Source organism: Nonomuraea sp. NPDC050383, assembly GCF_044459125.1.
In the GTDB taxonomy this organism is placed as follows: Bacteria; Actinomycetota; Actinomycetes; order Streptosporangiales; family Streptosporangiaceae; genus Nonomuraea.
In genome coordinates, this window is record NZ_JBITIP010000010.1 from 88,324 (window position 1) to 112,576 (window position 24,253).

Here is a 24,253-nt window from a genome sequence, read left to right on the forward strand (position 1 = left end):
GACCGGCGAATCAGGCGAGAGAGGCAAACCGGACTCTGATGACAGGGGGCGACGACGTGCTGCAAGGCGACACCCCTCCCTCCAGTGGTGAGACTCCGGTGACCGAACGGGTGCTGTACGCCGACGGGCTGCTGAGCGTCACCGCCGGTGCGGCGCCCGGCTACCCGGTCGTCACGCTCGCCGGTGAGGTCGACTGCACCAACAGCCCCACGCTGGCGCGCGTGCTGCGTGAGGCCGGCCGGGTCGGCGGCCGGCTGGTGATCGACCTGACCAGGCTGTCCTTCATCGACGTCTCCGGCGCGCGTGTCCTGTTCGGCCTGGTCCGCGAGGGCTCGGCGACGGTGAGTGAGGTTCCCGCGCAGATGCGCCGCCTGCTGGCCATGCTCCACCTGACCATCTGACGGATCCCCCGGCGCGAGGTATCGATGACATCCCTGACCCTCTCCTCCCAGCGACTGCGGGGGGCGAGCGTGATCGACGTCCACGGCGCGGTGGACGCCACGACCGCCGGCCAGTTCGAGGACTTCATCCGCGGGACGTGCCCCGCCCCGGGGGAGCGGCTGGTGCTGGATCTGAGGGGGATGCCCTTCATGGCCAGCTCCGGGCTGCGCGTGCTCATCAGCGCCGACGCCTTCGTCCGCGGCACCGGCGGCAGTCTCCACCTGGCCGGGATGCGTCCCTTACCCGCCCGCCTGCTGGAGATCACCGGCGCGGCCGAGGCACTGCGGATCCACGAGACGGTCGATCACGCGCTCACCGCGCCCGTGGACGAGCGGGAGTCGCCACTCGACCCGGACCTGGTGGACGGCTCGGCGCCCGCCTGACCGCTTGCTCCCCCTTCCAGGTGAGAAGGCGTCAGAGCCCACCAAATCTCCCAGCCACAACATTTACCGCGACAAGAGCCGTGAAGGCTTCCATGTCATTACTGTCGGTACATGATGCGCTCCGTACAGCCATGTGCGGAGTGTGGCTGAAGGACGTTTTCGGGGGGATTCGCCATGACCTATCAAACGCGGCACCACGTCACCGGGTGGGTGGGCTGGGTGTGGTTCGCGGCCATCATGATCCTCATGTCGGGCCTGTTCAACGTGGTCTCCGGCCTGTACGCCATCTTCAGTGGCGACTTCTACGTGGCGACGGCCCGGCGCCTGCTGCTGTTCAACCTCACGGGGTGGGGATGGGTGCATCTCGTGCTCGGGATCCTGCTGGTCGTGGTCGGCGCCACACTCCTGGCGGGCCAGACGTGGGCGCGCGTCGTCGCGGTCGTCCTCGTCATGCTCAACGCGGTCACCCAGCTCATCTGGATCGCCGTCAACCCCTGGTGGTCGCTCGTCGTCATCGCGGTGGACCTCGTCGTCCTCTACGCGCTCACCGTCCACGGCCGTGAGGCCAAAGAGGTGGTCGAAGGCTGAGAGCGCGCCCGGCGTGCGGCCTTCGCCTCCCTGACGCCGCGCGCCGGACCGTCCCCGGCCTCCCCCCCGCCCCGCTCCGGGGTGGGGCAAAGCCATCTAAACCCGACCTATACCCTCGACTGGGTTGATCCAGGTCGAAGCGGTCGGGGGAGTGGCGTGCCACTGGAACAGGTGCTGGTGTTGCTGGCGGCAGCGGCGGGCGCCGGCTGGGTGGACGCCGTCGTCGGCGGCGGCGGGCTGCTGCAGCTCCCGGCGCTCATGGTGGCCGGTGTTCCGCCGGTGCAGGCCATGGCCACCAACAAGCTCTCCTCCGTGTTCGGCACCGCCTCGGCCGCCGTGGCCTACGCCCGCACCACCAAGTTCGACCGTGAGGTGGCGCTGCCCGGAGCCGGGATCGCCGTGCTCAGCGCGGGTCTCGGCGCCTCCGCCGCGGCGGCGATCTCCGCCGAGGTGCTGCGGCCGCTCGTCATGGTCGTCCTGCTGGGCGTGGCCGCCTTCGTGACGTTACGGCCGGCGCTCGGCTCCGTGCCCCAGCCGCACCTGCGCACCCGGGGCCGGATCGTGGCCGCCGTGACCGTCGCCGGCGTCGGGATCGCCTTCTACGACGGCATCATGGGCCCGGGCACCGGCACGTTCCTCATCATCGCGTTCACCACGATCCTCGGCCTGGACTTCGTCTCCGCCTCCGCCTCCGCCAAGATCATCAACACGGGGACGAACCTCGGCGCGCTGTTCGTCTTCGCCTGGCAGGGGCACCTGCTGTGGGGCCTGGGGCTCGGCATGGCGCTGTTCAACGTCGCCGGCGCGCAGGTCGGCGCCCGCATGGCGCTGCGGAACGGTGCGGGCTTCGTGCGGATCGTGCTCCTGGTCGTCGTCGCGGCCATGGTGCTCCGGCTCGGCTGGCAGCAGTTCGCCTGACGTCGCCGCGGGGGGCTCGTCCGGCGGACCATCCCTAGACTGGCGGCATGCGCGCCAGCCGCCTCCTGTCCCTCCTCCTGCTCCTGCAGACGCGTGGGCGCATGACCGCCACCGAGCTGGCCGACGAGCTGGAGGTGTCGGTCCGCACCGTCTACCGCGACGTCGAGGCGCTGTCCGCCGCCGGCGTGCCGGTCTACGCCGACCGCGGACCGGCCGGCGGCTACCAGCTCCTCGACGGCTACCGCACCCGCCTGAACGGCCTGACCGCCGAGGAGGCGTCCTCGCTGTTCCTCGCGGGCCTGCCCGGCCCGGCCGCCGAGCTGGGCCTGGCCGAGGTGGCGGCCAACGCGGAGCTGAAGCTGCTGGCCGCGCTGCCGCCCGAGCCCCGCTCGTACGCCTCCCGCATGCGCGAGCGCTTCCTGCTCGACGTGCCCGGCTGGTACCGGGGACCGGACGAGGCGCCCCACCTGAGCGGGGTGGCCGAGGCGGTGTGGGAGCTGCGGCCGATCCGGATGACCTACCGGCGGTGGGGCAACGAGGAGGTCGAGCGCGTCGTCCACCCGTACGGGCTGGTCCTGAAGGGCGGCTCCTGGTACCTGGTGGCCGCGCCGCCCGGCGGTACGCCGCGCACCTACCGCGTCTCGCGTGTCCTGACGCTGGAGACGCTGCCCGGCCGCTTCGAGCGGCCCGAGGGCTTCGACCTGACCGAGTTCTGGCACGCGTACGCCAAGGAGTTCCGCGAGCGCATGTACACCGCCGAGGCCCGCATCAGGGTGGCTCCCGGCACAGAGAGCCTGCTCGCCTACACCCTGGGCGGCGACGCCGTGGCCGCCGCCATGGAGGAGGGCGGCCCGCCCGAGGCCGACGGCTGGCGCACGATGACCGTCCCCGTCGAGTCGATCCGGCACGCGTGCTGGCTGCTGCTGCGCATGGGCGCCGCCGTCGAGGTGCTGGGGCCGCCGGAGCTGCGCGAGCTCATGGCGGAGGCGGTCGCCGAGCTGGCGAAGATGTACGGCTGACCGGGATCGGTCCCGCTCCCGTTCGTCTACCGTTGGGGCATGACGAACGACCTGGCTACCCTCATGCGGCAGGCGCAGGACGACGACCCGCTGCTGGCGCTGCGGGCCACCACGGCGCTGCGCCACGAGATCGAGCGCATGGAGGCGGTCCAGGTGCGCAGGGCCAGGATCGCCGGGCTCCCGTGGGCGCAGATCGCCGACGCGATCGGCGTGAGCAAGCAGGCGGTGCACAAGAAGTACGGGCGCGGCTGACCCCGGCCGCCTCACGCGAGGCGCGCATACGGGCGTGCGGTGAGCTGCCCGGGTTGACCTGGAGCCGACTCCAGGGACTAGCGTGCGACGTGGCCCGGCCGCTCCAGGAGCGGCCGATGAACCCTTCCGACCGCACAGGGGGCACGTCCATGCGTTACCGCGTTCTCGGGGGCACCGGCATCGAGGTGAGCGTCCACTGCCTCGGCGCCATGATGTTCGGCGCCGCCGGCAACCCCGACCATGACGACTGCGTCCGCATCGTGCACGCCGCGCTCGACCGTGGCGTGAACTTCGTCGACACGGCCGACATGTACTCGGCGGGCGAGTCCGAGGAGATCGTCGGCAAGGCGCTGAAGGGCCGCCGTGACGACGTGGTGCTGGCGACCAAGGTGTACTTCCCGATGGGGGAGGGCCCGAACCGCGGGGGCGCCTCGCGCCGCTGGATCGTCCAGGAGGTCGAGAACAGCCTGCGCCGCCTGGGCACCGACTGGATCGACCTCTACCAGGTCCACCGGTTCGACCACCGGACGGACCTGGAGGAGACGCTGTGGGCGCTGACCGACCTGGTGCGGGAGGGCAAGATCCGCGCGTTCGGCTGCTCGACGTTCCCCGCCGAGGAGATCGTCGAGTCCCACCACGTCGCCGAGCGGCGCGGCCTCATGCGGTTCAGGACGGAGCAGCCGCCGTACTCGCTGGTGCGCCGGGGCGTGGAGACGTCGGTGCTGCCGCTCTGCCAGAAGTACGGCATGGGCGTGCTGACCTGGTCGCCGCTGGCCTCGGGCTTCCTGACCGGCAGGTACCGCAAGGGCCGGCCGGTGGACCTGTCCACGGGCCGGGCCGCTCGCACGCCGGCCCGGTTCGACCCGTCGCTCCCGGGCAACGCGGCCAAGTACGACGCCGTCGAGGAGCTGACGGCCGTGGCCGAGAGCATCGGCTGCTCGCTGCCGGAGCTGGCGGTGGCCTTCCCGGTGGCGCATCCGGGCGTCACCTCGGTGATCATCGGCCCGCGGACGATGGAGCAGCTGGAGTCGCTGCTCAAGGGGGCGTCGCTGACCCTGGACGACGAGACGCTGGACCGGATCGACGCGATCGTGCCGCCCGGCACGGACCTCTACCAGGCGGACGGGGTGTGGCGGCCGCGGGCGCTGACGGACACCGGTCTGCGCCGCCGCCCGGTCGCCGACCGCGCCGCCGCCGCCGAGTAGCCGCTCCAGGAACGGCGGCACGGGCCGGGACGGCGGCACGGGTGGGGTGGGGGCCGGACTGCCGGCGCGGATTCTGTCGGTGGGGTCGTGCATGATGGCCGGCATGGCTTCATGGCTGGAGTTCGAGGGGCAGGCGCCTGAGCTGGCGAAGGTCGCGCGGGCGCTGATGGAGAAGTACCGGCACAAGGTGCTGGCGACGCTACGCAGGGACGGCTCGCCGCGGGTCAGCGGCACCGAGACCGACTTCCGCGACGGCGAGCTGTGGCTGGGGTCGATGGCGGGGGCGGTCAAGGCGCTCGACCTGCGGCGCGACCCGCGCCTGGCGATCCACACGACCTCACCCGCCCCCGAGCCCCCCACGGCGGAGCCCCCCACGGCGGAGCCCCCCACGGCGGAGTCCTCCACGGCGGAGTCCTCCGCGGGGGAGGGGTCCGCACCCGAGTGGGAGGGGGACGTGAAGCTGGCGGGCAGGGCCGTGGAGATCACCGACGAGAAGGTGGTGGCGGCGTTCGAGCTGCCGGGCACCGGCTCCCACCTGTTCCGGGTCGAGCTGACGGAGGTGGCGTGGACCCGGGTCGAGGGCGACGAGGTGGTGATCGACGCCTGGCATGAGGGACGGGGCGTACGGCGGTTCCGCCGCAAGTGATCCCCGGCGAGGGCGCCCGGCCGATGCTCGGCGAGCGCACGGCCGTTCCCGGCGAGCGCCCGGCCGATGCTCGGCGAGCGCACGGCCGTTCCCGGCGAGCGCCCGGCCGATGCTCGGCGAGCGCCCGGCCGATGCTCGGCGACGGGGCCCGGCCGATGTCCGGTCAGGGTGCCCGGCCGCTCAGGTCCATGAGCGGTCGAGGAAGGCCGCGATGAGCGGGGCGATCTCCGGCAGGTTCTCCTCCAGGGCGAAGTGCCCGGTGTCGAACACGTGCAGCTCGGCGCCGGGCAGGTCGCGCAGGTAGGCGTGGGCGCCGGGCTCGGGGAAGAACGGGTCGTGGCGGCCCCAGACGATGAGCGCGGGGGGCGTGTGCTCGCGCAGCCACGCCTGCCAGGCCGGGTAGCGCTCCACGTTGGAGTGGTAGTCGAAGGCCAGCGCCACCTGTGCCTCCTTGCGTCCGGGCAGGTCGAGGAAGTGCTGGTCGAGGGTCCAGCCGTCGGGGGAGAGCAGCTCGGGGTCGCCGGCGCCCGTCTCGTACTGGCCGCGCGTCCCCTCCAGGGTGAGCAGGCCGCGTACGGTCTCCTCGTCGCCCTCGACCTCCGGCCGCAGCGCCACGAAGGCGCGGGCGCCCTGCGACAGGCCCTCCTCGTAGGCGTTGCCGTTCTGCACGACCAGCCCGGCGATCCACTCGGGGTGGCGTTCGGCCAGGCGGAAGCCGACCGGAGCGCCGAAGTCGAAGACGTACATGACGAACCGCGACAACCCGAGCTCGCGCACGAACCCCTCGGTGATGTCGGCCAGCCGGTCGAAGCTGTGGACGAAGCCCCCGGGGGTGCGGGTGTGCCCGAATCCGGGGTAGTCGGGCGCGATCAGCCGGTAGCGGCCGCCCAGGACGTCGATCAGCCGCCGGAACTGGTGCGACGCGGACGGGAACCCGTGCAGCAACAGCAGCACCGGCGCGTCGGGCCGCTCGGGGAGCGACTCCCGGTAGAAGACCGACACGCCGTCCACGTCGACACGGCGGTGGACGACTCGGGTGACCACGGGAAACGTCATTTCACATGCCTCCTCGGCAGGATGATGCATTAGTTGTAGCGGAGCATAGGCTAATGCGTCAATCCGAGGATGTACCATTAGTGATATGAGCGATGTGGTGCCCCTGACGGGTGAGCCGCTGGCCCTGGACCTGGTGAACACCCGCCCGCGCCTGGCGGACGGCCCCGCCGACCTGCTGGCGACCCCGGACGCCCTCGCCGCCTGGCTGGCCCTGCAGTCCGACCGGCTCGCCGGCTCAGGGCTCCAGGACGCGCATGCCCCGGCCGCCGGGACGTGGGCGAGGCTCACCGCCGGCGACGTGGCGGCCGTTCACGCCGTACGGGAGCACGTGGCGGCCGCGATCGACCACGTCCGCCAGGGCGGGCGGCCACCCGCCGCCGCCCTGGAGGGGCTCAACGCGGCGCAGCGCGCCGCGCCCGCGATCCGAGAGCTGACCTGGGACGGCACGTCGGTCACGGCGGCGCTCCGGCGCACCGGCCCGCTCGGCGGCCGCCTGGCGGCGTGGCTCGCGGAGGCCGCCGCCGACCTGCTGGCGGACCCGTCGGCCGGGCGCGTCCGCGAGTGCGAGGCCGACGACTGCGTCATGCTGTTCCTGCCCGCGCACCCCCGCCGCCGGTGGTGCTCGGCCGCCCGCTGCGGCAACCGCGCCCGCGTCGCCCGCTACTACCAGCGGCACAAGTCCCCCTGACGCACCCGGGGCGCCGTCCGCGTTGACCCGGATGCGGCGTGGGGCGAGGTCGAGGCCGCGCTCGCGCCGGCCCGCCAGATCAAGGCCCATGCCCCGCACTGCCGGTCGGGGCTTCCGGCGGCAACAAGATCAAGTACTGGCGGCTTTCGGGCTCACCTCGGTGCTGTCCCGGGAGGGGACGACGGCTCTGAGCGCGGGCCACGCCAGCAGCGCCAAGGCCGTGGAGAGTGCCGCCACGGCCAGCATGGCGCCCGGCAGCCCGGTCGTCTGCGCCCAGTGCCCCACGTACACCGGCCCGGCGAGGTAGCCGACATAGGCCATGGTGGACACGACCGAGGTGGCGGCACCGCGGGTGGCGGCGGGGACGTTCGCGGTGGCGAGGCCGAGCACGGTGGGGAAGAGCACGGCGGTGCCGACGGCGGCCAGGGCCAGCCCGAGCAGAGCCAGAGGGAGAGACGCGGTGAGGGCCAGCAGGGACGTCCCCGCCGCGGAGATCACCGCGCCGGCGGTGAGGACGATCCAGGCACGACGGGCCTTCACCGCGCTGATCGCGAAGCGGGTGAGCGAGACGGCAAGTGCGAAGACCGCGGGCCCGGTGCCGACCAGCGCGGGTCCGGCGTGCACGGTATCGGCGAGGTAGACGGCGCTCCAGCTCTGGTGAGCGTTCTCCACGGCGAACCCGAGCGCCCCCAGTGCGCCCGCGACGAGCAGGAGCGGCAGGTGAGCGCGCAGACCCGGCCGGCTGTGCGCGGCTGAGGTGCGGGCGTGATCGTGGCGGCCGGGATCGGCCTGCGGGCGATCGCCGGTGCCGATGGCGGTGCTCACAGCGCCGGCGGCGAGCACGACCAGCAAGTACGGCACGACCACGGGCAGGCCGGCGGCGTTCAGCAGGCCGGTGACGAGGCTGGCCGCGACCACGGCCAAGGAGAAGAAGCCGTGCGCCCGGGTGATGACTGGACGGCCGTTGGCCCGTTCGGCGGAGCCGGCCGCCGCGTTGATGGCCACGTCCGCGGCGCCGGACGACGCGCCGAGAACCGCCAGTCCTACGGACAGGGCCGGCAGGTCGCGAGCGGTGACGGCCACGGCGACGCCGGCGATCCCGAGCGACGTCAGGGTGATCGCCGTGACGCGCTGCCCCCACCGGTCCACGGCCCGGCCCGCGAGAGGCATGGCGGGCAGGGCACCGGCGGCGACGAACAGCAGCGCCGTGCCGAGCTGGCCATCGGTCAGCCCGGCCTGGTCGCGGATGGCGGGGACGGATGCGCCCCACACGCCCCAGAACGCACCGAAGACAGTGAATCCCGCGTACGGTACCCAGGCCCGGATGTGACCATGATGGATGCTCGTTTGTGTATCGTTACACATGGAGTGTAACGATACACAAGATAGGGTGAGGCATGGCCAAAGACCCTTCTCGGCCCCGGCCGACCATGGCGGAGGTGGCTCGCGCGGCGAAGGTGTCGGTGATGACCGTCTCCTACACCTACGCCCAGCCTGATCGCGTCTCCGAACGCACCCGGGCCAGGGTGCGCGAGGCCGCCACGCGGCTGGGATACCCCGGCCCTCATCCGGGGGCCCGCTCGCTGCGCAGGGGACGGACCGGCAGTCTCGGGGTGGTGCTGGGCGAGCACCTGACGTACGCCTTCGAGGATCCTCAGGCCACCCGGTTCCTGGCCGGCGTCGCCGAGGTGTGCGCCGGTCACGGCCTGGGGCTCACGATCGTGCCCATCACCGGGGCGCCCTCCGACGCCGACCGGGTCGCCGAGGCCGCGGTGGACGGTTTCGTCGTCTGGACGACCAGCGACGACGACCCCGTGCTGCCGGCGGTGGCCGCCACCGGTCTGCCCGCCGTCGTGCACGGCGGACCACAGCACCGGGACGTGCCGTTCGTGGCCATCGACGACAGGGCAGCGGCCCGCGCCGTCGCCGCCGAGGCCCTCGCCGGCGCCCGGCGGCCGATGGTGCTCAGCTTCCCGCTCGATCGCGCCCGGACGACCGGGGTCCGCAACGGGCTGGATCCGGCCGAGGCCACTTTCCGCGTGACCCGTGAGCGCCTGCGCGGAGTCCGGGACGCCTGGGAGGCAACCGGCGGCCGATGGCCGCAGGTGCGAGTCGCGGTGTGCGCACGCAACAGCGCGTACGAGGCGGGCTCCCTGGCCACCGCGCTCCTCGCGGGGCCGGACGCCCCGGACGCGGTCATGGCCATGAGCGACGAGCTCGCCCTGGGCCTGATGCGGGCGGCCGCCCGTGCCGGTCTCGCCGTCCCCGGCGACCTCGCCGTCACCGGCTGGGACGACACCGACGCGGCCGCCGCCGCCGGGCTGACGACCGTCGCGCAGAACCTGCGCGCCCAGGGAGCTCGCTGCGCGCAACTGGTCCTGGGCGAGGAAGCGGCGGATGAGACCGGCCCGATCGAGTGGCGCCTGGTCCTGCGGGACTCCACCCGCCGATGACCACGGTCAAGCGCGCGCTCCGGGCAAGGGACCTGGAACCGCTCAACGCGCCGTGAAGGTCGCGGGCGCCGCGGACCTGCGTGGTTGCGGCGGGCTCGACGGGAGGGTTAAGCTCGCATGCTCGACACAGAATGAGCGGCGGTTCGCAGTCCTCCCGTAAGGAGTATACCACGGCATGAGTAAGCGTCAAGATGCTCTCGCGGAAGCCCTTGACAAGGAACAGGTGACTGTTTCAGCGCTCTACGGCCACCTCGACGAGGCCCGTGCCCGGGCCGAGGAGGCGCTGCGGACGGCGCACCTGGGCGGCGGGGCCGGCGGCACCCGGCAGGCGCGGGTGGAGCGTGAGGTGGCGGCCGCCGAGCAGACGCGGCGGCTGGCCAGGCTGCGGGCCGTGGAGCGCGGCCTGTGCTTCGGCCGGATCGACGACGTGTCCGGCCGGAGCCTGTACGTGGGCCGGATCGGGCTGCGCGACGCCGAGCACGAGTCGGTGCTGATCGACTGGCGCGCCCCTGCCGCCCGCCCCTTCTACGTGGCCACGGCCGGCGACCCCGACGGGCTGCTGCGCCGCCGCCACCTGCATCTCAAGGACCGTACGGTCGTGGGCCTGGACGACGAGGTGTTCGACCTGGAGCAGATGAGCGACGGCGACCGGCGCACGCTGGTCGGCGAGGCGGCGCTGCTGGCGGCCCTGCGGCGGGGGCGCACGGGCCGGATGGGCGACGTGGTGGCCACGATCCAGACCGAGCAGGACCGGGTGATCCGCTCGGCGCTGCAGGGCGCGCTGGTGGTGCAGGGCGGTCCCGGCACCGGCAAGACCGTCGCGGCGCTGCACCGGGCCGCGTACCTGCTCTACACCCACCGCGACACGCTGGAGCGGCGCGGCGTGCTGGTGATCGGGCCGAACGCGATGTTCCTGCGCTACATCGGCCAGGTGCTGCCGTCGCTGGGCGAGACGCAGGTGGTGATGGCGACGCTGGGCGAGCTGTTCCCCGGCGTGCGGGCGGTGGCGGCCGACGACCCGGAGGTGGCCGTGGTCAAGGGCGACGCGCGGATGGCCGAGGTGGTGGAGGCGGCGGTGCGCGCCCGCCAGCGCGTTCCTCGCGGCGACCTGGAGGTGCGCCTCGACGGGCTGACGCTGCGAGTGCCGCACGAGACGTGCCTGCGGCTGCGCGACCGGGCGCGCGCGGTGCGGCTGCGGCACAACATGGCGCGCAAGCTGTTCGTCACCGAGCTGCTCAAGGAGCTCGCGCGGGCCGAGGCGCGGGCGGTGGAGGAGTCGCTGCGCCTGCCCGAGATGGAGCTGGAGGACCCGGAGCTGGCCGAACCGCTCGACCTGGAGGGCGACCTGGACGAGCTGGACGTGGAGCTGGCCGCCCGGCGGCTGTGGCAGGAGCCGCCAGTGCGCGAGGCGATCGACGGGCTCTGGCCGGAGCTGACGCCCCAGCGGCTGATCTCCGAGCTGCTGTCCTCCTCCGACACGCTGTGGGAGGTGTGCCCGTCGGGGGTGGACTGGCCCCTGCTCGTACGGCCGGCGGACGCGCCGTGGACGGTCGGCGACGTACCGCTGCTGGACGAGGCCGCCGAGCTGCTCGGCGAGGACGACTCCGCGGCCCGTGCCGCCGCCCGTGCCGCCGGCGCGGAGTGGGAGGAGCAGGAGCTGTACGCCCGCGAGGTGCTGGAGTCCACGGGCCTGCTGGAGGAGGGCGTCTTCGGCCGGGCCGACGTGCTCGCCGGCCGGCACGCGGACGGCGGCGAGGAGCTGACCACGGCCGAGCGGGCGGTGGCCGACCGCTCCTGGGCCTACGGGCACGTGATCGTGGACGAGGCGCAGGAGCTGTCGGCGATGGCCTGGCGGATGGTGATGCGGCGGGTCCCGGCCAAGTCGCTGACGATCGTGGGCGACATCGCGCAGACCGGCTCGGCGGCGGGCGCCGCCTCCTGGGCCGGGGTGCTGGACCCGCACCTGAAGGGCCGCTGGCGGGAGGAGCGGCTGCTCGTCAACTACCGGACGCCCGTGGAGATCATGCGCGTGGCGGCCGACGTGCTGCGCTCCGTGGCGCCGGGGGAGGAGCCGCCCGAGTCGGTGCGCGAGGGCGGCGACGAGCCGCGGGCGGTGCGGTGCGGGATCGCCGAGCTGCCCCGGCTGGTGGCGGAGGAGCTGGCCGCGATCGGCGAGGGCCGGGCGGGCGTCATCTGCCCGGACGCCCTGCACGCGCGGGTGGCGGCGCTGTTCCCGGGCGACGACCTGGAGGAGGCGGTGGTGGCGCTGACCGTGACCCGGTCCAAGGGGCTGGAGTTCGACGCGGTCGTGGTGGTGGATCCGGCGGGGATCCTGGCGCAGTCGCCGAAGGGCGGCCAGGACCTGTACGTGGCGGTGACGCGGGCGACGCGCCGGCTGACGGTCGTCCACGAGGGCGACCTGCCGGAGGTGCTGTCCCGGCTCCACCGCTGAAATCTACTTTGTAAAGGCGCCGGGCCGTCGTCCGAACTCCGTCCGGAAGGACGCTGCGGGCACAGCGCGCTCGCACGCGGGACGGCCCGGCCGGTCACCAGCGCCCCCGGGCAGCGACACGCCTGGGCGCGCTGTCCGGACGAGGTCTGTCACTAGCATGACCTCATGGACATCTCCCGGCTCTCCACAGCTGCGCGGCAGCGGCGCAGTGCCGAGTTGCGTGCGTTCCTCCGGTCGCGGCGAGACCGGGTGACGCCCGCTGACGTGGGCATGCCGGCAGGCGAGGGCCGCCGTACGCCCGGGCTGCGGCGGGAGGAGGTGGCGGTGCTCGCCGGCATAGGAGTGTCCTGGTACACCTGGCTGGAGCAGGGACGCGACATCAACGTCTCCGCCGACGTCCTGGACGCCATCGCCCGGGTGCTGCGCCTGGAGCCCACCGAGCGCGAGCACCTGTACCTCCTCGCCGGCCTCAATCCGCCGCAGGCGGCCCCGTCCGAAGGCCGGGTCCCCGATGCCGTGCGGCGACTGCTGGAGGGCTGGCTGCCGCGGCCCGCGTACGTCATCGACCGGCACTGGAACGTCCTCGCGGTCAACCGCGCGGCGGAGGTCGTGTTCCAGTGCAACGAGTACGACCACAACTGCCTGGTCAGCTTCTTCACCAACGCCCGCTACCGGGCGGCAGTCGTGGACTGGCACGACACGGCACGAGCGATGATCGGCCTGTTCCGGGCGGACGCCGCCCGCTACCCGGACGATCCCGAGTTCGGCCGCCTGGCCTCGGACATGTGCGCCGCGAGCCCCGCCTTCGCCGAGATCTGGGCGGAACTCCCCGTGGGCGGCCCCACCCACGGCACCAAGGCCGTGGAGATCCCCGGTCTGGGGACGCTGACCTTCGAGGCCACCACCCTGCCGCTGCCCGAGCTGCCGGGCCACCGCCTGTCGCTGCACACCCCCGCACCCGGGACGGGAACGACGGCTCTGCTGGAGCGCCTGATGGTGGTGTCAGACCCAGGTTCAGCCAACACTGCCGCGTAGGCTCGCGCCGTTCGAGGATCGTCGGCATGAAGCGATTCACGAACAGAACAGTCTTGATCACCGGCGGCACCAGCGGCATCGGCTTCGCGACCGCGCGCAGGCTCCTCGACGAGGGCGCGTACGTCGTCATCACCGGCCGCGACCAGGCCCGCCTCGACGTCGCGGCAGAACGCCTGGGCTCCGAGCGGGTCCTGCCCGTCCGCGCGGACGTCAGCGTCGACGCCGACCTCGCTCTCCTCGTGCGACGCATCGAGACCTGGCGCGGCGCCCTCCACGCGGTCTTCGCCAATGCCGGAATCGCGGACTTCAGGCCGGAGTTCACCCCGGAGGACTTCGACCGCACCGTCGGAATCAACTTCAAGGGAGTGTTCTTCACGATCCAGCAGGCGCTGCCGCTGATGGGCGAAGGAGGCGCTGTCGTCATCAACGCCTCCTGGACCCTGCACCGCGGCCTCCCGGTGGCCTCGATCTACGCCGCCAGCAAGGCGGCCGTGCACAATCTCGCCCGCACGCTCGGCACCGACCTCGCGCCCCGTGGCATCCGCGTCAACTCCGTCAGCCCCGGCTACATCGAGACCGAGATGTACCGGTCCGCCATCGACCCCGGCGCGGAGACCCGCATCTTGGCGGAGGTGCCGCTCGGCTCGCTCGGCCACCCGGACGATGTCGCCGCCGCCGTCGCCTTCCTGGCCTCGGACGACGCGTCGTACATCACCGGTCAGGACCTCGTCATCGACGGCGGCCTCGTGGGAGCGGCGCCCCTCGGGCTGCGCCTTTGACGGCCCTGCGACAGCCGTAGGAGTCGGGTACGGCCTTTCCACGGCTCAGCCGGATGGTCCACTCAGCCGCGGGAGGTCTCTTCCTTCTCCAGGTCTTCCGCGATGTCCCTGATGCGGCGGACGATCGTGTCGAGGGTGCGCAGCGTGCCGGTGTCGAGGTGCTCCATGACCCGCCGGTAGTGCTGCATGCCGGCGTCCTGGATGCGCCCGATGAGGTCGGTGCCCTCGGCGGTCAGCTCGACCCGGCGCACGCGCCGGTCGTGGGGGTCCTCGTGCCGGCTGACCAGTCCCTGGGCGACGAGGCGGTCGACGATGCCGGTGACCGTGCCGAGGCCGACGCCGAGGTCGTGGGCGAGCTCCTGGCCCGAGGCGGAGCCGTGGAGGGCCAGGACCATGACGACCTTGAGCTGGCGCATCGTCAGGTTGGAGCTGAACAGGGGAGACGGGTGCCGGGCGAAGGCCCGCCCGAGGCCCCGCTGGGTCTCCGTGATCCGGCGGATCAGGTCTTCGCGTTCGTCGTCCACTCTCACCTCTTCGCTTCCTGAGAAGCTTATCAGGAAGCTCGCCTTGTCCTAAATATTCGTATGGGGCGAAGTGTTAGTCTCGGGGCGAACACTTGGAGGGACCCCTCATGACCGCACTCGCCCGGTTGAGCCTCGCCAACCGCACGCTTGTCATCCTGGTCGCGGTCGTGCTCAGCGCATTCGGCGCGTTCACGATTCCGCAGTTGAAACAGCAGTTGCTGCCGTCCTTGGCCTTCCCCGGCGCCTTCGTGATCGCCTCCTATCCCGGGGCGTCCCCGGAGATCGTGGAGGACCAGGTCACCGAGCCCCTGGAGGACGCCTTCCAGGGACTCGACGGCATGGAGCAGATGACCTCGACGTCGAAGGAGGGACTGGCGCAGATCCAGGTCGCCTTCGCCTTCGGCACGGACATCGAGGCGTCGTTGAACAAGATGCAGCAGGCTGTCAGCCGGGTGCAGCCCCAGTTGCCGTCCGGGGTCGAGCCGCAGGTCGGGGCCGGGAACACCGACGACATCCCGGTGATGGTGCTGGCGGTGGGCGACGGCGGCGACTCACGGGCGATGGCCGACAAGCTGCGCCAGGTCATGCTGCCGGAGTTGCAGGGCATCAAGGGTGTACGGGAGGCGACGGTCACGGGCACCCGGGACGAGGTCGTGACGATCACCCCGGACCTGGGCAAGATGGCGAAGGCCGGGGTGTCGGCCACGCAGATCCCCGAGGTGCTGAGGGCCAACGGCACGCCGGTCCCGGCCGGGACGCTCACCTCCGACGGCAGGTCGCTGACCGTGCAGGTGGGCGCCCGGGTCGACTCGGTGGCGAAGCTGAAGGCCCTCTACCTGACGCCCGCCCAGCCGCAGGCCCCCTCCACCGCGCAGCCGCAGGCGAGCCGCCCCCAGAGCGGCCAGCCGCAGAGCGCGGGCCAGCCCCAGGCCGGCCAGCCCCAGGCCGGCCAGCCCCAGGCCGGCCAGCCCCAGAGCGGGCAGCCGCAGTCGGGCCGGCCGCAGACGGCGCAGGCTCAGCCGGTGGTCAAGGCGTTGAAGCCGGTCAAGCTGGGTGACGTCGCCACCGTGGAGCGGAGCCTGGCCGAGCCGACCTCGATCACCCGTACCGACGGCAAGACCAGCCTCGGCGTGTCGGTGACGATGACGCCCGACGGCAACGCGGTGAGCATCTCGGGCGACGTACGCGAGAAGCTGCCCGACCTGACCAAGGCCCTCGGCGACTCCTCCGACACGGCGGTCGAGGTGGTCTTCGACCAGGCGCCGTACGTGCAGGAGTCGATCGAGAACCTCACCACCGAGGGCCTGCTCGGCCTGGCGTTCGCGGTGCTGGTCATCCTGGTGTTCCTGCTGTCGATCCGGTCCACGCTGGTGACCGCGGTGTCGATCCCGCTGTCGGTGATCATCGCGCTGATCGCGTTGTGGGCCGGCGACTACTCGCTGAACATGCTCACGCTCGGCGCGCTGACCATCGCGGTCGGCCGGGTGGTGGACGACTCGATCGTCGTCCTGGAGAACATCAAGCGCCACCTCGGCTACGGCGAGCCCAAGCTGCGGGCGATCCTGTCGGCGGTCCGGGAGGTGTCGGGCGCGGTGACGGCCTCGACGCTGACGACGGTGGCGGTGTTCGCGCCGATCGCGGTGGTCGGCGGCATGGTCGGCGAGCTGTTCGGGCCGTTCGCGATCACGGTGGCGGTGGCGCTGCTCGCCTCGCTGCTGGTGTCGCTGACGGTGATCCCGGTGCTGGCGTACTGGTTCCTCAAGGCCCCCGACCTGACACCCGAGCAGGCGCGCGCCCAGCGTGAGGAGGCCGAGGCCAAGGAGCTGCGCAGCCCGCTGCAGCGCGCCTACCTGCCGGTGCTGCGGTTCGCGACGCGCTACAAGCTGGTGACCGTGCTCGTCGGGGTGGCGGTGTTCATCGGCACGATGGGCCTGACGAGCCGGCTGGAGACGAACTTCCTCGACTCCTCCGGCCAGAACACGGTGTCGGTGACCCAGCGGATGCCCGTCGGCACCGACCTGGCGACCACCGACGCGGCGGCCAAGAAGGTCGAGGGCGTGCTGACCGGCCTGGACGGCGTCGAGTCGTACCAGGTGACGGTGGGCGGCGGCAACGCGCTGCAGGGCGGCTTCGGCGGGGGCGCCGGCGCGGACCGGGCCTCGTACTCCCTGACCCTGGCCGAGAACGCCGACACCCCCAAGGTGGAGCAGGCGCTGCGCGATCGGCTGGCCGGCATGAAGGACGTCGGCGAGGTGCGCGTCGGCGGCTCGGGCGGCGGCTTCTCCTCCGACACGGTGGACGTGATCGTGCAGGCGCCCGACAGCGCGGCGCTGCGCTCGGCGGCCGACCAGGTCAAGGCGGCCATGGGCGAGGTGACCGGACTGCGGGACATCACCTCCAACCTGGAGGCCAGCGCGCCCCGCGTGGACGTGCGGGTGGACCGTGAGAAGGCCGCGGCCAAGGGCCTGACGGAGGCGCAGATCGGCCAGAGCGTGGCGCAGGCCTTCCGCGGCGCCCCCCTCGGCCAGCTCACGCTCGACGGGCGGGCCAGCGACCTGGTGCTGCGCACCGGCGACGCTCCCGACGACGTCAAGGCGATCGAGAACCTGAAGCTGCCCACCGCCGCCGGCCTGGTCAAGCTGTCGTCGGTGGCCGAGGTGAAGCAGGTGGCCGGGCCCACGCAGGTCACCCGCATCGACGGCGACCGCTCGGCGACCGTGTCCGCCAAGACCACGAGCAGCGACCTGGGCAGCCTCACGCAGACGCTGGACACCCGCCTGAAGAAGCTGAACCTGTCCGGCGGCGCCACGTACGAGATCGGAGGCGCGTCGGCCGACCAGCAGGAGGCGTTCTCCGACCTGGGCATGGCGATGCTGGCGGCCATCGCGATCGTCTTCCTGATCATGGTGGCGACGTTCCGCAGCTTCGCCCAGCCGCTCATCCTGCTGGTGTCGATCCCGTTCGCCGCGACCGGCGCCGTCGGCCTGCTGGTGGCCACCGGCACCGCGATGGGCGTGCCGGCGCTGATCGGCATGCTGATGCTCATCGGCATCGTGGTGACCAACGCGATCGTGCTCATCGACCTCATCAACCAGTACCGCGATCAGGGCCTGGGCATCGTCGAGGCGGTCATCGAGGGCGGCCGGCGCCGTCTGCGGCCGATCCTCATGACGGCGGTGGCCACGATCTGCGCGCTGACGCCGATGGCGCTCGGCGTGACGGGATCGGGCGGGTTCATCTCGCAGCCGCTGGCGATCGTGGTCATCGGCGGCCTGATCACCAGCACGCTCCTGACGCTGGTGCTCGTGCCGACGCTGTACGTGATGGTCGAGCGGGCGAAGGAGCGGATGCGGCGCCGCCCGGCCGAGCCGAAGGCGGAAGAGCCGAAGGTGCTCGCCCCCACCCCGTGAAACGCGGCTGACCGAACGCGGCCGACCGGCGGGACGCCACATCCCGCCGGTCAGCCCACTCGGCGGAGGGTGGCGATGTGGTCGACCGTCGAGTTCTCGTCATAGCTGGCGTCGGTGAGTTCCCAGCCCGTTCCGGAGGCCAGGTCGGCGAGCTCGCGTGGTGCCAGGAACAGGTAGTGGAACCAGGGCGTCGCCACGTCGCGATAGCGGATCCGCATGGTCCGCTGTCCGGCGATGCGGCCGGCCCGCAGGTTCCGTTCGTTGTAGGGCAGATGCTGTGGATCGTCGCAATCGGTCCTGTTGTTGCCCTGGCCGACGATCACGGCACCGGGGTGCGGCCATCGCGGCCAGAGCCCGCAGGAACCGCGGCGCCCGCTCGCGGCTTTCCAGCAGGCCCAGGTTGGCGCAGGAGCAGGAAGCTGTCGTAACGCGCCCCCGTCGCGGCGTGTTCGTCGACCGTGCCGAGAACGGCTGACCGGATCCCTTGCTGCCTGCACACCTCGAGCGCGCCAGGGGAGATGTCGATCGCACGCGACGGGAAGGGACTTCACCAGGCCGTCGTCGCGTTCCACGATCTGGAGGACCGGGGCGGCGTCCGAGGTCAGAGATGCCCGGTAGGCGTCGCGCAGCATGTCCCCGATCGCGTCGCCGGTGCGAGGACCGAGGCGATCATCCTGGTCGCGCGGCTCATCTTCCGCGAGACGTCCAGAAGTACAGGGGCGTCCGGCCGCCCTGCCGGGCGAGGCGGCGGAGGAAGCCCAGGACTCCGGCCGGCCCGGTCATCAGCGAGACGGCTCCGTCCTCGTCCGGATCCTTGTCCGCGTGGCGCCCGAGACCTCGGCGGTGCGCGGGCTCTCGGTGGTGGGTGGGCTCTCGGTGGTCGGCGGGATCGGGAGCTCTCCGGCCGCGAGCCGCCGCAGTGCGGTCCGGGCGGTGTGCTCGTCGCCGAGCAGGTCCGCGATGATGCCGATCACTCCGGCCGGCTCCTCGCCGTGGGCGGACCGGATGGCCCGGAGCGCGTGCTCGCGGGGCAGATCGGAGTCGTCCTCCCGCGTGACCGGCCGCATGTGCCACGTCGCGAACAGCAGCGTCATGGCGAGGGCGTGCAGGTCGTCGGTGTCTAGTGGCGGCTCGTCGCGCCGCTGCCGCGCCGGCGCATAGCCATGCGTCCCTCCGGGGAGGTGCAGGCCGTCGTAGCCGGCCACGCCGAAGTCGACGACGCTGACCCGGTCACCGTCGATCACCACGTTCTTCGGTGCGAGGTCGCGCATGACGACGCCGCGCGCATGAAGGTCGAGGAGGATCCGCGCGAGTCGCCGGCCGAGCGTTTCGAGGCGACGCCGATCTCCGGCGCCGGGATGCGGGTCGATCGGGTACGGACCGTTCCGGGCGACGTCCTCGGCGAGATTGACCGGGCCGGCGTCGGACGTCACCAGGAACTCGTCCTGTCCGTGCCGGAAGTGATCCAGGAATCGCGGGACACCGGGGCAGTCCTTGAGCGCGTGCAGGACCCGGCGTTCGTTGCGCAGCCGCATGCGGATGTCGCCCGAGGTGGCGGTCTCGTCCACCAGGGCGCGTGCCTGCTTGATCACGACCTTCGTCCCGTCGCGCTGATCGACGGCTCGATAGACGTTGCCCCGCGCGGATTCGAGGATTCCCTCGACGACCCGGTAGTGGTGGCCGAGGACCGCCGGCTCCTCCGGAGCGCTCTCTTCACCGGGGCGCTGGCCGGTGAACGGATCGACGACCCAGGCCGGCTGCTCGTAGTGCAGGCCGGCGCGCCCCTCGAACTCCTCTCCGCCGGGCCCGTCGATCCGGGCGGCGAACCGTCCCCGCGCGCCGGAGTCGCCGGCCTTCCTGAACGGGCCGTACCGGTAGTACACCGGGGAGTCCTGGTCCACCCGCCGGTCGCTGAGCACCCGCGGCCCCGGATGACCACGCAGGAGTTCGGCCAGCTCCAGGCCCAGCCCCCGGACACGCCGCTGGTCCGGGTAGATCGTGAACGCCTTCCCGACGCTCGCCGGGGCGCTGTAGCCGTTGTTCAGCCTGTCGAGGACCTGGTGCGAGCGGGCGAGCTTGAACACGCAGCCCTCGGCCAGAAGGAGGGGAACGAGCTTCTCGACCAGCTCCGAATAGGTTGCCGACCGGGAGGAGACGTGCAGTTTCCAGCCATGGTCGGGCAGCGGGACACCATCGGGACACACCGTCAGCCATGTCGGTCCGAGACGGATGCGATGGCCGGTCCGGACATGCTCTTCGACGCTTCTCTCGATGGCTTCGGAGTCCCTCGCTGACACCTCAGACATTGACGCCATCACGCCAGAAGAGCATGCCGGACCTCTTCTCCCAGGACGTTCAGCACGGCCTCGACAGCGGGCCGGGTGCCGTCGGCCGCCTACGACCAGGTGGTGTCGGCCGCCTGCGGCCAGGTGCTGTCGATCTGCAGCTGCCCTTCCTGCGCCATGACGGTCTCGCGGAAGCCGACGGTCGGCTCCGGCACGTTCGTACCTGCTTCACGGGGTTCCAGAGCAAGCAGAGTGATCAAGGCGACTCCCTCTCCGTCGGCGCCGCAACGGCGCTTCCGACGATCTCCCCCTGTATAGCATTGTGACGATCTTCGTCGCCATTCTTGACGTCTGTACCACTTTGTGTGGAGTCAGTGGACCGGGGACAGGCGCAGCGCCGCCTTGCGACCGGTCAGTGAGACAACGCGCACGCCGATTCCGTTGACCGATCCGGAGGCTCCCGCGCCGAGTGTCGCCTGTGAGCTCACGCCCGGTCCTGTGCCCTTCACCCGCACGACCTGCCTGGTGAAGGTGATGGACAGTCTGGTGATGCCGTAGCGGGAGCTGACCCGGAACGACACGGGCCTGGAAAGGGTGAGTTTGCACCTGCCGTCGAAGCAGGCGCGGAGATTCGGGCCCGTGGCGGCCGCTGTGCTGACCACGGGCGCCTGGCCGGCCGCCCCCAGGCCACCGGTGATGGTTGAGGAGAGCACGAGCAAGGCAGCGATCGTGTGGGACATGATCCTCCGTACGGGCGTTTCAAGGGATGTCTGCTTCACTCCCGACCTTGTGTCAGAACCGGGGATCCGTCCAGGGGCCGCCAGGGGGAGCTCACTCGGCTGATCACTCCTGAGAGCGATGCCCGGCGTCCCGGAATTCCGGGATAGTGGGCGGATGCCGGTGCTGTCGTCGCGCACGACCGAAGCCGCGATCACGGGTGCGGTGACCGTGGCCACCGTGGGCCCCCTCCTGGTGCCCGAGCCGCGCGCCTGGTGGATCGTGGCGCTGGGCTTCCTGGCCTCGGCGCCGGTGTGGTGGCGGCGCCGGGCGCCGATGGCCACGGGGCTGCTGGTGGGCGCGGCGATGACCGTCATGGTCATGTGGGAGAAGCCGTTTCTGCCGTTCGGGCCGCTCGTGGCCGTGTACACCGTCGCCGAGCTCAGCCCGTTGCGGGTGCGGATGGCCGCCGTCCCGATCGTCGCCGCCACGGTGGGGGTCTCGCTGGCCCTGCCCGCCGAGGACGACCAGACCGTCCGGCTGATCGGGACCGCGTTCGTGGCCGCGTACGCGCTGGGCACCAGCGCCCGCGCCCGCCACTCCCGCCTGGCCGAGCTGGCCGAACGGGCCCGCAGGCTGGAGCAGGAGCACATCGCGGCGGTGGCCGGCGAGCGCACCCGCATCGCCCGCGACATGCACGACATCGTCACCCACTCCGTCGGGCTCATGGTCGTGCAGGCCGAGGCGGGGCCATTGGATCCGGTGCGGGCCGAGGCGGCCTTCGAGGCGATCGCCGAGACCGGCAGGGGGGCGCTCGTCGAGCTGCGCGGGCTGCTGGCCGCGCTGCGCTCAGCGGGCGGCGACCTCGTGGAGCCCCGCCTCGACGGCCTGCCGGGACTGCTCGAGCGCACCGGCCTCGAGACGACGCTGACCGTCGAGGGCGATCCGCGGCCCATCACCGGTGGCGTCGAGGCGGCCGCCTACCGGATCGTCCAGGAGGCCCTGACCAACGTGCTCAAACACGCGGGTACTCCCGCCGTCCACGTGCGGGTGCGGTGGGGCGAGCAGGGGCTCGAGGTCGAGATCGCCGACGGGGGCGGCGGGCCGAGCGGGCACTCCGGCGGGTACGGCCTGGCCGGGATGCGGGAACGCGCCGCCGCGTGCGGCGGCACGCTGCACGCGGGGAGCGGCGACAACGGCGGATTCGTGGTCAGGGCGGCCTTTCCTGTTTGATGGTGATCATGCTGCGTGTGCTCGTCGCCGACGACCAGGATCTCTTCAGGGCGGCCTTCGGCCTGATCCTCGGCTCGCAACCGGACATGGAGGTCGTCGGCGAGGCGGCCGACGGCGAGTCCGCGGTGGCCGCCGCCGTCGAGCTGCGGCCCGACGTGGTGGTGATGGACGTGCGCATGCCCGGCATGAACGGCATCGAGGCCACCCGGCAGATCTGCGCCGCCACCACGGCCAAGGTCCTGGTGCTGACCATGTTCGACCTGGACGAGTACGTCTACGACGCCGTGCGCGCCGGAGCCAGTGGCTTCCTGCTCAAGGACATCCGCAGGGACGAGTTGGCGGAAGCCGTCCGCACCATCGCGGCCGGTGACTCGCTGCTGTCCCCCGCCGCCACCAGGCGACTGCTGGAGGACCTGGTCAGGCGGCCCAGCCACGATGTCGCGCCGCGCCTGGCGGCCAGGCTGGGCGAGCTGACCGACCGCGAGCGCGAGACGCTGCGGCTGGTCGCCCGCGGGCTGTCCAACGCCGAGATCGCCGCCGAGCTCGTCGTCACCGAGCACACGGTCAAGACCCACGTGAGCCGCATGCTGACCAAGCTGGCCCTCCGCGACCGGGTGCAGGCGGTCGCCTTCGCCTATGAGTCCGGCCTCGTCGTCGCCGGTGGGAGTGACCCAGGAGATCACGCTCACGACTGACGCGCCCGCCGGGACGTTGTCCAGATCATCGAGGTGTGAACAAACTCGCTCCTGTCGCGGCCGCTCTGCTGTCGGCGCTCCTCCTGCATCTGGGGACCGGGCTGCATCCGGTGCCCTGGCTGACCTGGGTGGCGTTCCTGCCGGTCCTGCTCGTGGTGAGCAGGGTGGGCGCCGGCACGGCCTTCGCCTCGGCGGCACTGGCCTGGCTGGGCGGTCAGACGCCGATGTGGTCCTACTACTCCGGCACCATCGAGACCCCCTTGGTCGTGACGGCGTCCGTCATCATCGGCACGTCGATCGCGTTCGGCCTCATCACCCTGCTCTTCCGCACCCTCCTGGCCGGTGGGCGCCCGGTCCTCGCGACGCTGGCCGTGCCGGCGGCATGGGTGGCGCTGGAGTACGCGATCTCGCTGTCGGCGCCGCACGGCGCCTGGTGGAGTCTCGCCTACACCCAGGCGGACGTGTCACCCGTGCTGCAGACCGCCGCGCTCACGGGGGTCTGGGGCATCTCGTTCCTGCTCCTGCTGGTGCCTACCGCCATCGCCGCCGTGCTCGCGCCGGGCGCGCCCGGCAGGCTGCGGGTCGCCGTCACGGCGGGCGCGATCCTGGGCCTGGCGCTCGGCCACGGAGTCTGGCGTTCGACGGGCCCTGCCGACGGCTTGGGCCGGCAGGTCGCTCTCGTCTCCACCGACGACCCGCCCGACTCGGTCGAGCTGAGCTCCCCGCAGGGACGAGAACTCTGGAGCCGCTACACCTCTGCGATCCAGGCCGCCGCGGCCGGGGGCGCCCACGTCGTGATCCTGCCGGAGAAGACCTTCCGCACCGGCTCTCCGCCGCCACGGGGCGGGTCCGGTGTGGACGTCGTCGTCGGCGCCGTCCTCCGCAAGGGCGACGTGACGGTCAACGCGGCCCTGGCCTACCCGGTGGAGTACGACAAACAGCACATGATTCCCGGTCTGGAGTCGGAGCTGACTCCCGGCAGGAGCCTGACCTTCCTGCCCGGCTCCACGTGGGGCCTGATCATCTGTAAGGACCTGGACTTCCCCGAGCTGGTCCGCCACTACCGCAGCAGGGGAGCCACCGCCTTGCTCGCGCCCGCGTGGGACTTCGGCGACGACGCCTGGCTGCACAGCCGGATGGCGATCACCCGCGGGGTCGAGAGCGGCCTGTCGGTCGCCCGAGCCGCCCGCGGGGGACTGCTGGTCGTCAGCGACCCGCGGGGACGTGTGCTGGCCGAGGCGCGCAGCGCCAAGGAGATGACCACGGTCACCGCCGCACTGCCCGGCCGCGCGCGGACCACCCTGTACGGGCGGCTGGGCGACTGGGCGGCGTGGGCCTCGACCGGGCTGCTGCTCCTGGGACTGGCCGGGGCCACGCGTGGCGCCGCCCGCCGGCGTTCCGCTGATCAGCCGTAGACGTGACAAGTCGGTGTTGTATAGCCTTTCTGGAGGTTCTCCCGGGACTCAAGGGGCCT

General features: G+C 72.2%; 24 protein-coding genes. 17 read left to right on the forward strand and 7 right to left on the reverse strand.

Annotated elements, in window-relative coordinates; translation table 11 throughout:
* Positions 1–98 precede the first annotated feature (98 nt).
* The 8 genes from ACIBG4_RS24745 (at position 99) to ACIBG4_RS24780 (ending at position 5,452) form a co-directional block, all read left to right on the forward strand.
* Positions 99–401, forward strand: a complete 303-nt coding sequence (locus ACIBG4_RS24745) for an STAS domain-containing protein (RefSeq protein WP_397203801.1) — start codon at positions 99–101, stop codon at positions 399–401.
* A 24-nt stretch (positions 402–425) separates the two neighbouring features.
* Positions 426–824 (forward strand): STAS domain-containing protein, encoded by a 399-nt coding sequence (locus ACIBG4_RS24750; RefSeq protein ID WP_397203802.1) that lies wholly within the window; start codon positions 426–428, stop codon positions 822–824.
* A gap of 174 nt (positions 825–998) precedes the next feature.
* On the forward strand, positions 999–1,412 hold the full coding sequence (locus tag ACIBG4_RS24755; protein ID WP_397203803.1) for a hypothetical protein: 414 nt from the start codon (positions 999–1,001) through the stop codon (positions 1,410–1,412).
* 156 nt (positions 1,413–1,568) lie between these two features.
* Complete coding sequence (locus ACIBG4_RS24760) at positions 1,569–2,330, forward strand: sulfite exporter TauE/SafE family protein (RefSeq protein WP_397203804.1); 762 nt, start codon at positions 1,569–1,571, stop codon at positions 2,328–2,330.
* 47 nt (positions 2,331–2,377) lie between these two features.
* Positions 2,378–3,349 carry a YafY family protein gene (locus ACIBG4_RS24765; protein WP_310717374.1) on the forward strand — a complete coding sequence of 324 codons (972 nt, stop codon included), beginning with the start codon at positions 2,378–2,380 and terminating at the stop codon, positions 3,347–3,349.
* Positions 3,350–3,388: 39 nt separating this feature from the next.
* Positions 3,389–3,601, forward strand: a complete 213-nt coding sequence (locus ACIBG4_RS24770; protein WP_397203805.1) for a hypothetical protein — start codon at positions 3,389–3,391, stop codon at positions 3,599–3,601.
* 116 nt (positions 3,602–3,717) lie between these two features.
* The gene (locus tag ACIBG4_RS24775; protein WP_397203806.1) at positions 3,718–4,806 is read left to right on the forward strand and encodes an aldo/keto reductase; all 1,089 of its coding nucleotides are present in this window, start codon (positions 3,718–3,720) and stop codon (positions 4,804–4,806) included.
* Between the two features lie 103 nt (positions 4,807–4,909).
* A complete protein-coding gene (locus ACIBG4_RS24780; RefSeq protein WP_397203807.1) occupies positions 4,910–5,452 on the forward strand; it encodes a pyridoxamine 5'-phosphate oxidase family protein in 543 nt (180 codons plus the stop codon).
* A 180-nt stretch (positions 5,453–5,632) separates the two neighbouring features.
* On the opposite strand, the gene ACIBG4_RS24785 is transcribed toward ACIBG4_RS24780, so the two are convergent.
* On the reverse strand, positions 5,633–6,508 hold the full coding sequence (locus ACIBG4_RS24785; RefSeq protein WP_397203808.1) for an alpha/beta fold hydrolase: 876 nt from the start codon (positions 6,506–6,508) through the stop codon (positions 5,633–5,635).
* Between the two features lie 85 nt (positions 6,509–6,593).
* Here ACIBG4_RS24785 and ACIBG4_RS24790 point away from each other — a divergent pair, with 85 nt between their 5' ends.
* Complete coding sequence (locus tag ACIBG4_RS24790) at positions 6,594–7,196, forward strand: CGNR zinc finger domain-containing protein (RefSeq protein WP_397203809.1); 603 nt, start codon at positions 6,594–6,596, stop codon at positions 7,194–7,196.
* Positions 7,197–7,325: 129 nt separating this feature from the next.
* Here ACIBG4_RS24790 and ACIBG4_RS24795 read toward each other — a convergent pair whose 3' ends face one another.
* A complete protein-coding gene (locus ACIBG4_RS24795) occupies positions 7,326–8,561 on the reverse strand; it encodes an MFS transporter (RefSeq protein WP_397203810.1) in 1,236 nt (411 codons plus the stop codon).
* Positions 8,562–8,626: 65 nt separating this feature from the next.
* Between ACIBG4_RS24795 and ACIBG4_RS24800 the strand changes: the two genes are divergently transcribed.
* From ACIBG4_RS24800 to ACIBG4_RS24815, 4 genes are all read left to right on the forward strand, one after another.
* Complete coding sequence (locus ACIBG4_RS24800; RefSeq protein ID WP_397203996.1) at positions 8,627–9,649, forward strand: LacI family DNA-binding transcriptional regulator; 1,023 nt, start codon at positions 8,627–8,629, stop codon at positions 9,647–9,649.
* A gap of 175 nt (positions 9,650–9,824) precedes the next feature.
* The gene (locus ACIBG4_RS24805) at positions 9,825–12,101 is read left to right on the forward strand and encodes a HelD family protein (protein WP_397203811.1); all 2,277 of its coding nucleotides are present in this window, start codon (positions 9,825–9,827) and stop codon (positions 12,099–12,101) included.
* Between the two features lie 165 nt (positions 12,102–12,266).
* The gene (locus ACIBG4_RS24810) at positions 12,267–13,136 is read left to right on the forward strand and encodes a helix-turn-helix transcriptional regulator (protein ID WP_397203812.1); all 870 of its coding nucleotides are present in this window, start codon (positions 12,267–12,269) and stop codon (positions 13,134–13,136) included.
* A gap of 26 nt (positions 13,137–13,162) precedes the next feature.
* Positions 13,163–13,915, forward strand: a complete 753-nt coding sequence (locus ACIBG4_RS24815; RefSeq protein WP_397203813.1) for an SDR family NAD(P)-dependent oxidoreductase — start codon at positions 13,163–13,165, stop codon at positions 13,913–13,915.
* A 62-nt stretch (positions 13,916–13,977) separates the two neighbouring features.
* Here ACIBG4_RS24815 and ACIBG4_RS24820 read toward each other — a convergent pair whose 3' ends face one another.
* Positions 13,978–14,439, reverse strand: a complete 462-nt coding sequence (locus tag ACIBG4_RS24820) for a MarR family transcriptional regulator (protein ID WP_310713229.1) — start codon at positions 14,437–14,439, stop codon at positions 13,978–13,980.
* 107 nt (positions 14,440–14,546) lie between these two features.
* On the opposite strand from ACIBG4_RS24820, the gene ACIBG4_RS24825 reads away from it, so the two are divergent.
* Positions 14,547–17,849, forward strand: a complete 3,303-nt coding sequence (locus tag ACIBG4_RS24825) for an efflux RND transporter permease subunit (protein ID WP_397203814.1) — start codon at positions 14,547–14,549, stop codon at positions 17,847–17,849.
* 50 nt (positions 17,850–17,899) lie between these two features.
* Here ACIBG4_RS24825 and ACIBG4_RS24830 read toward each other — a convergent pair whose 3' ends face one another.
* From ACIBG4_RS24830 to ACIBG4_RS24845, 4 genes are all read right to left on the reverse strand, one after another.
* Positions 17,900–18,172 carry a hypothetical protein gene (locus ACIBG4_RS24830; RefSeq protein WP_397203815.1) on the reverse strand — a complete coding sequence of 91 codons (273 nt, stop codon included), beginning with the start codon at positions 18,170–18,172 and terminating at the stop codon, positions 17,900–17,902.
* Positions 18,173–18,631: 459 nt separating this feature from the next.
* On the reverse strand, positions 18,632–20,053 hold the full coding sequence (locus ACIBG4_RS24835) for a hypothetical protein (protein ID WP_397203816.1): 1,422 nt from the start codon (positions 20,051–20,053) through the stop codon (positions 18,632–18,634).
* 191 nt (positions 20,054–20,244) lie between these two features.
* On the reverse strand, positions 20,245–20,394 hold the full coding sequence (locus tag ACIBG4_RS24840) for a hypothetical protein (RefSeq protein ID WP_397203817.1): 150 nt from the start codon (positions 20,392–20,394) through the stop codon (positions 20,245–20,247).
* Between the two features lie 111 nt (positions 20,395–20,505).
* Positions 20,506–20,874: a hypothetical protein gene (locus ACIBG4_RS24845; protein ID WP_397203819.1), complete on the reverse strand. Its 369-nt coding sequence runs from the start codon at positions 20,872–20,874 to the stop codon at positions 20,506–20,508.
* A gap of 154 nt (positions 20,875–21,028) precedes the next feature.
* On the opposite strand from ACIBG4_RS24845, the gene ACIBG4_RS24850 reads away from it, so the two are divergent.
* Genes ACIBG4_RS24850 through ACIBG4_RS24860 form a run of 3 tightly spaced genes read left to right on the forward strand, consistent with a single transcriptional unit; the run spans position 21,029 to position 24,194 of the window.
* Positions 21,029–22,084 carry a sensor histidine kinase gene (locus ACIBG4_RS24850; protein ID WP_397203820.1) on the forward strand — a complete coding sequence of 352 codons (1,056 nt, stop codon included), beginning with the start codon at positions 21,029–21,031 and terminating at the stop codon, positions 22,082–22,084.
* An 8-nt stretch (positions 22,085–22,092) separates the two neighbouring features.
* Positions 22,093–22,779, forward strand: a complete 687-nt coding sequence (locus tag ACIBG4_RS24855; RefSeq protein ID WP_397203821.1) for a response regulator — start codon at positions 22,093–22,095, stop codon at positions 22,777–22,779.
* A gap of 35 nt (positions 22,780–22,814) precedes the next feature.
* Positions 22,815–24,194, forward strand: coding sequence for a nitrilase-related carbon-nitrogen hydrolase (locus ACIBG4_RS24860; protein ID WP_397203822.1), 1,380 nt, complete (start codon positions 22,815–22,817; stop codon positions 24,192–24,194).
* The last annotated feature ends 59 nt before the right edge of the window (positions 24,195–24,253 follow it).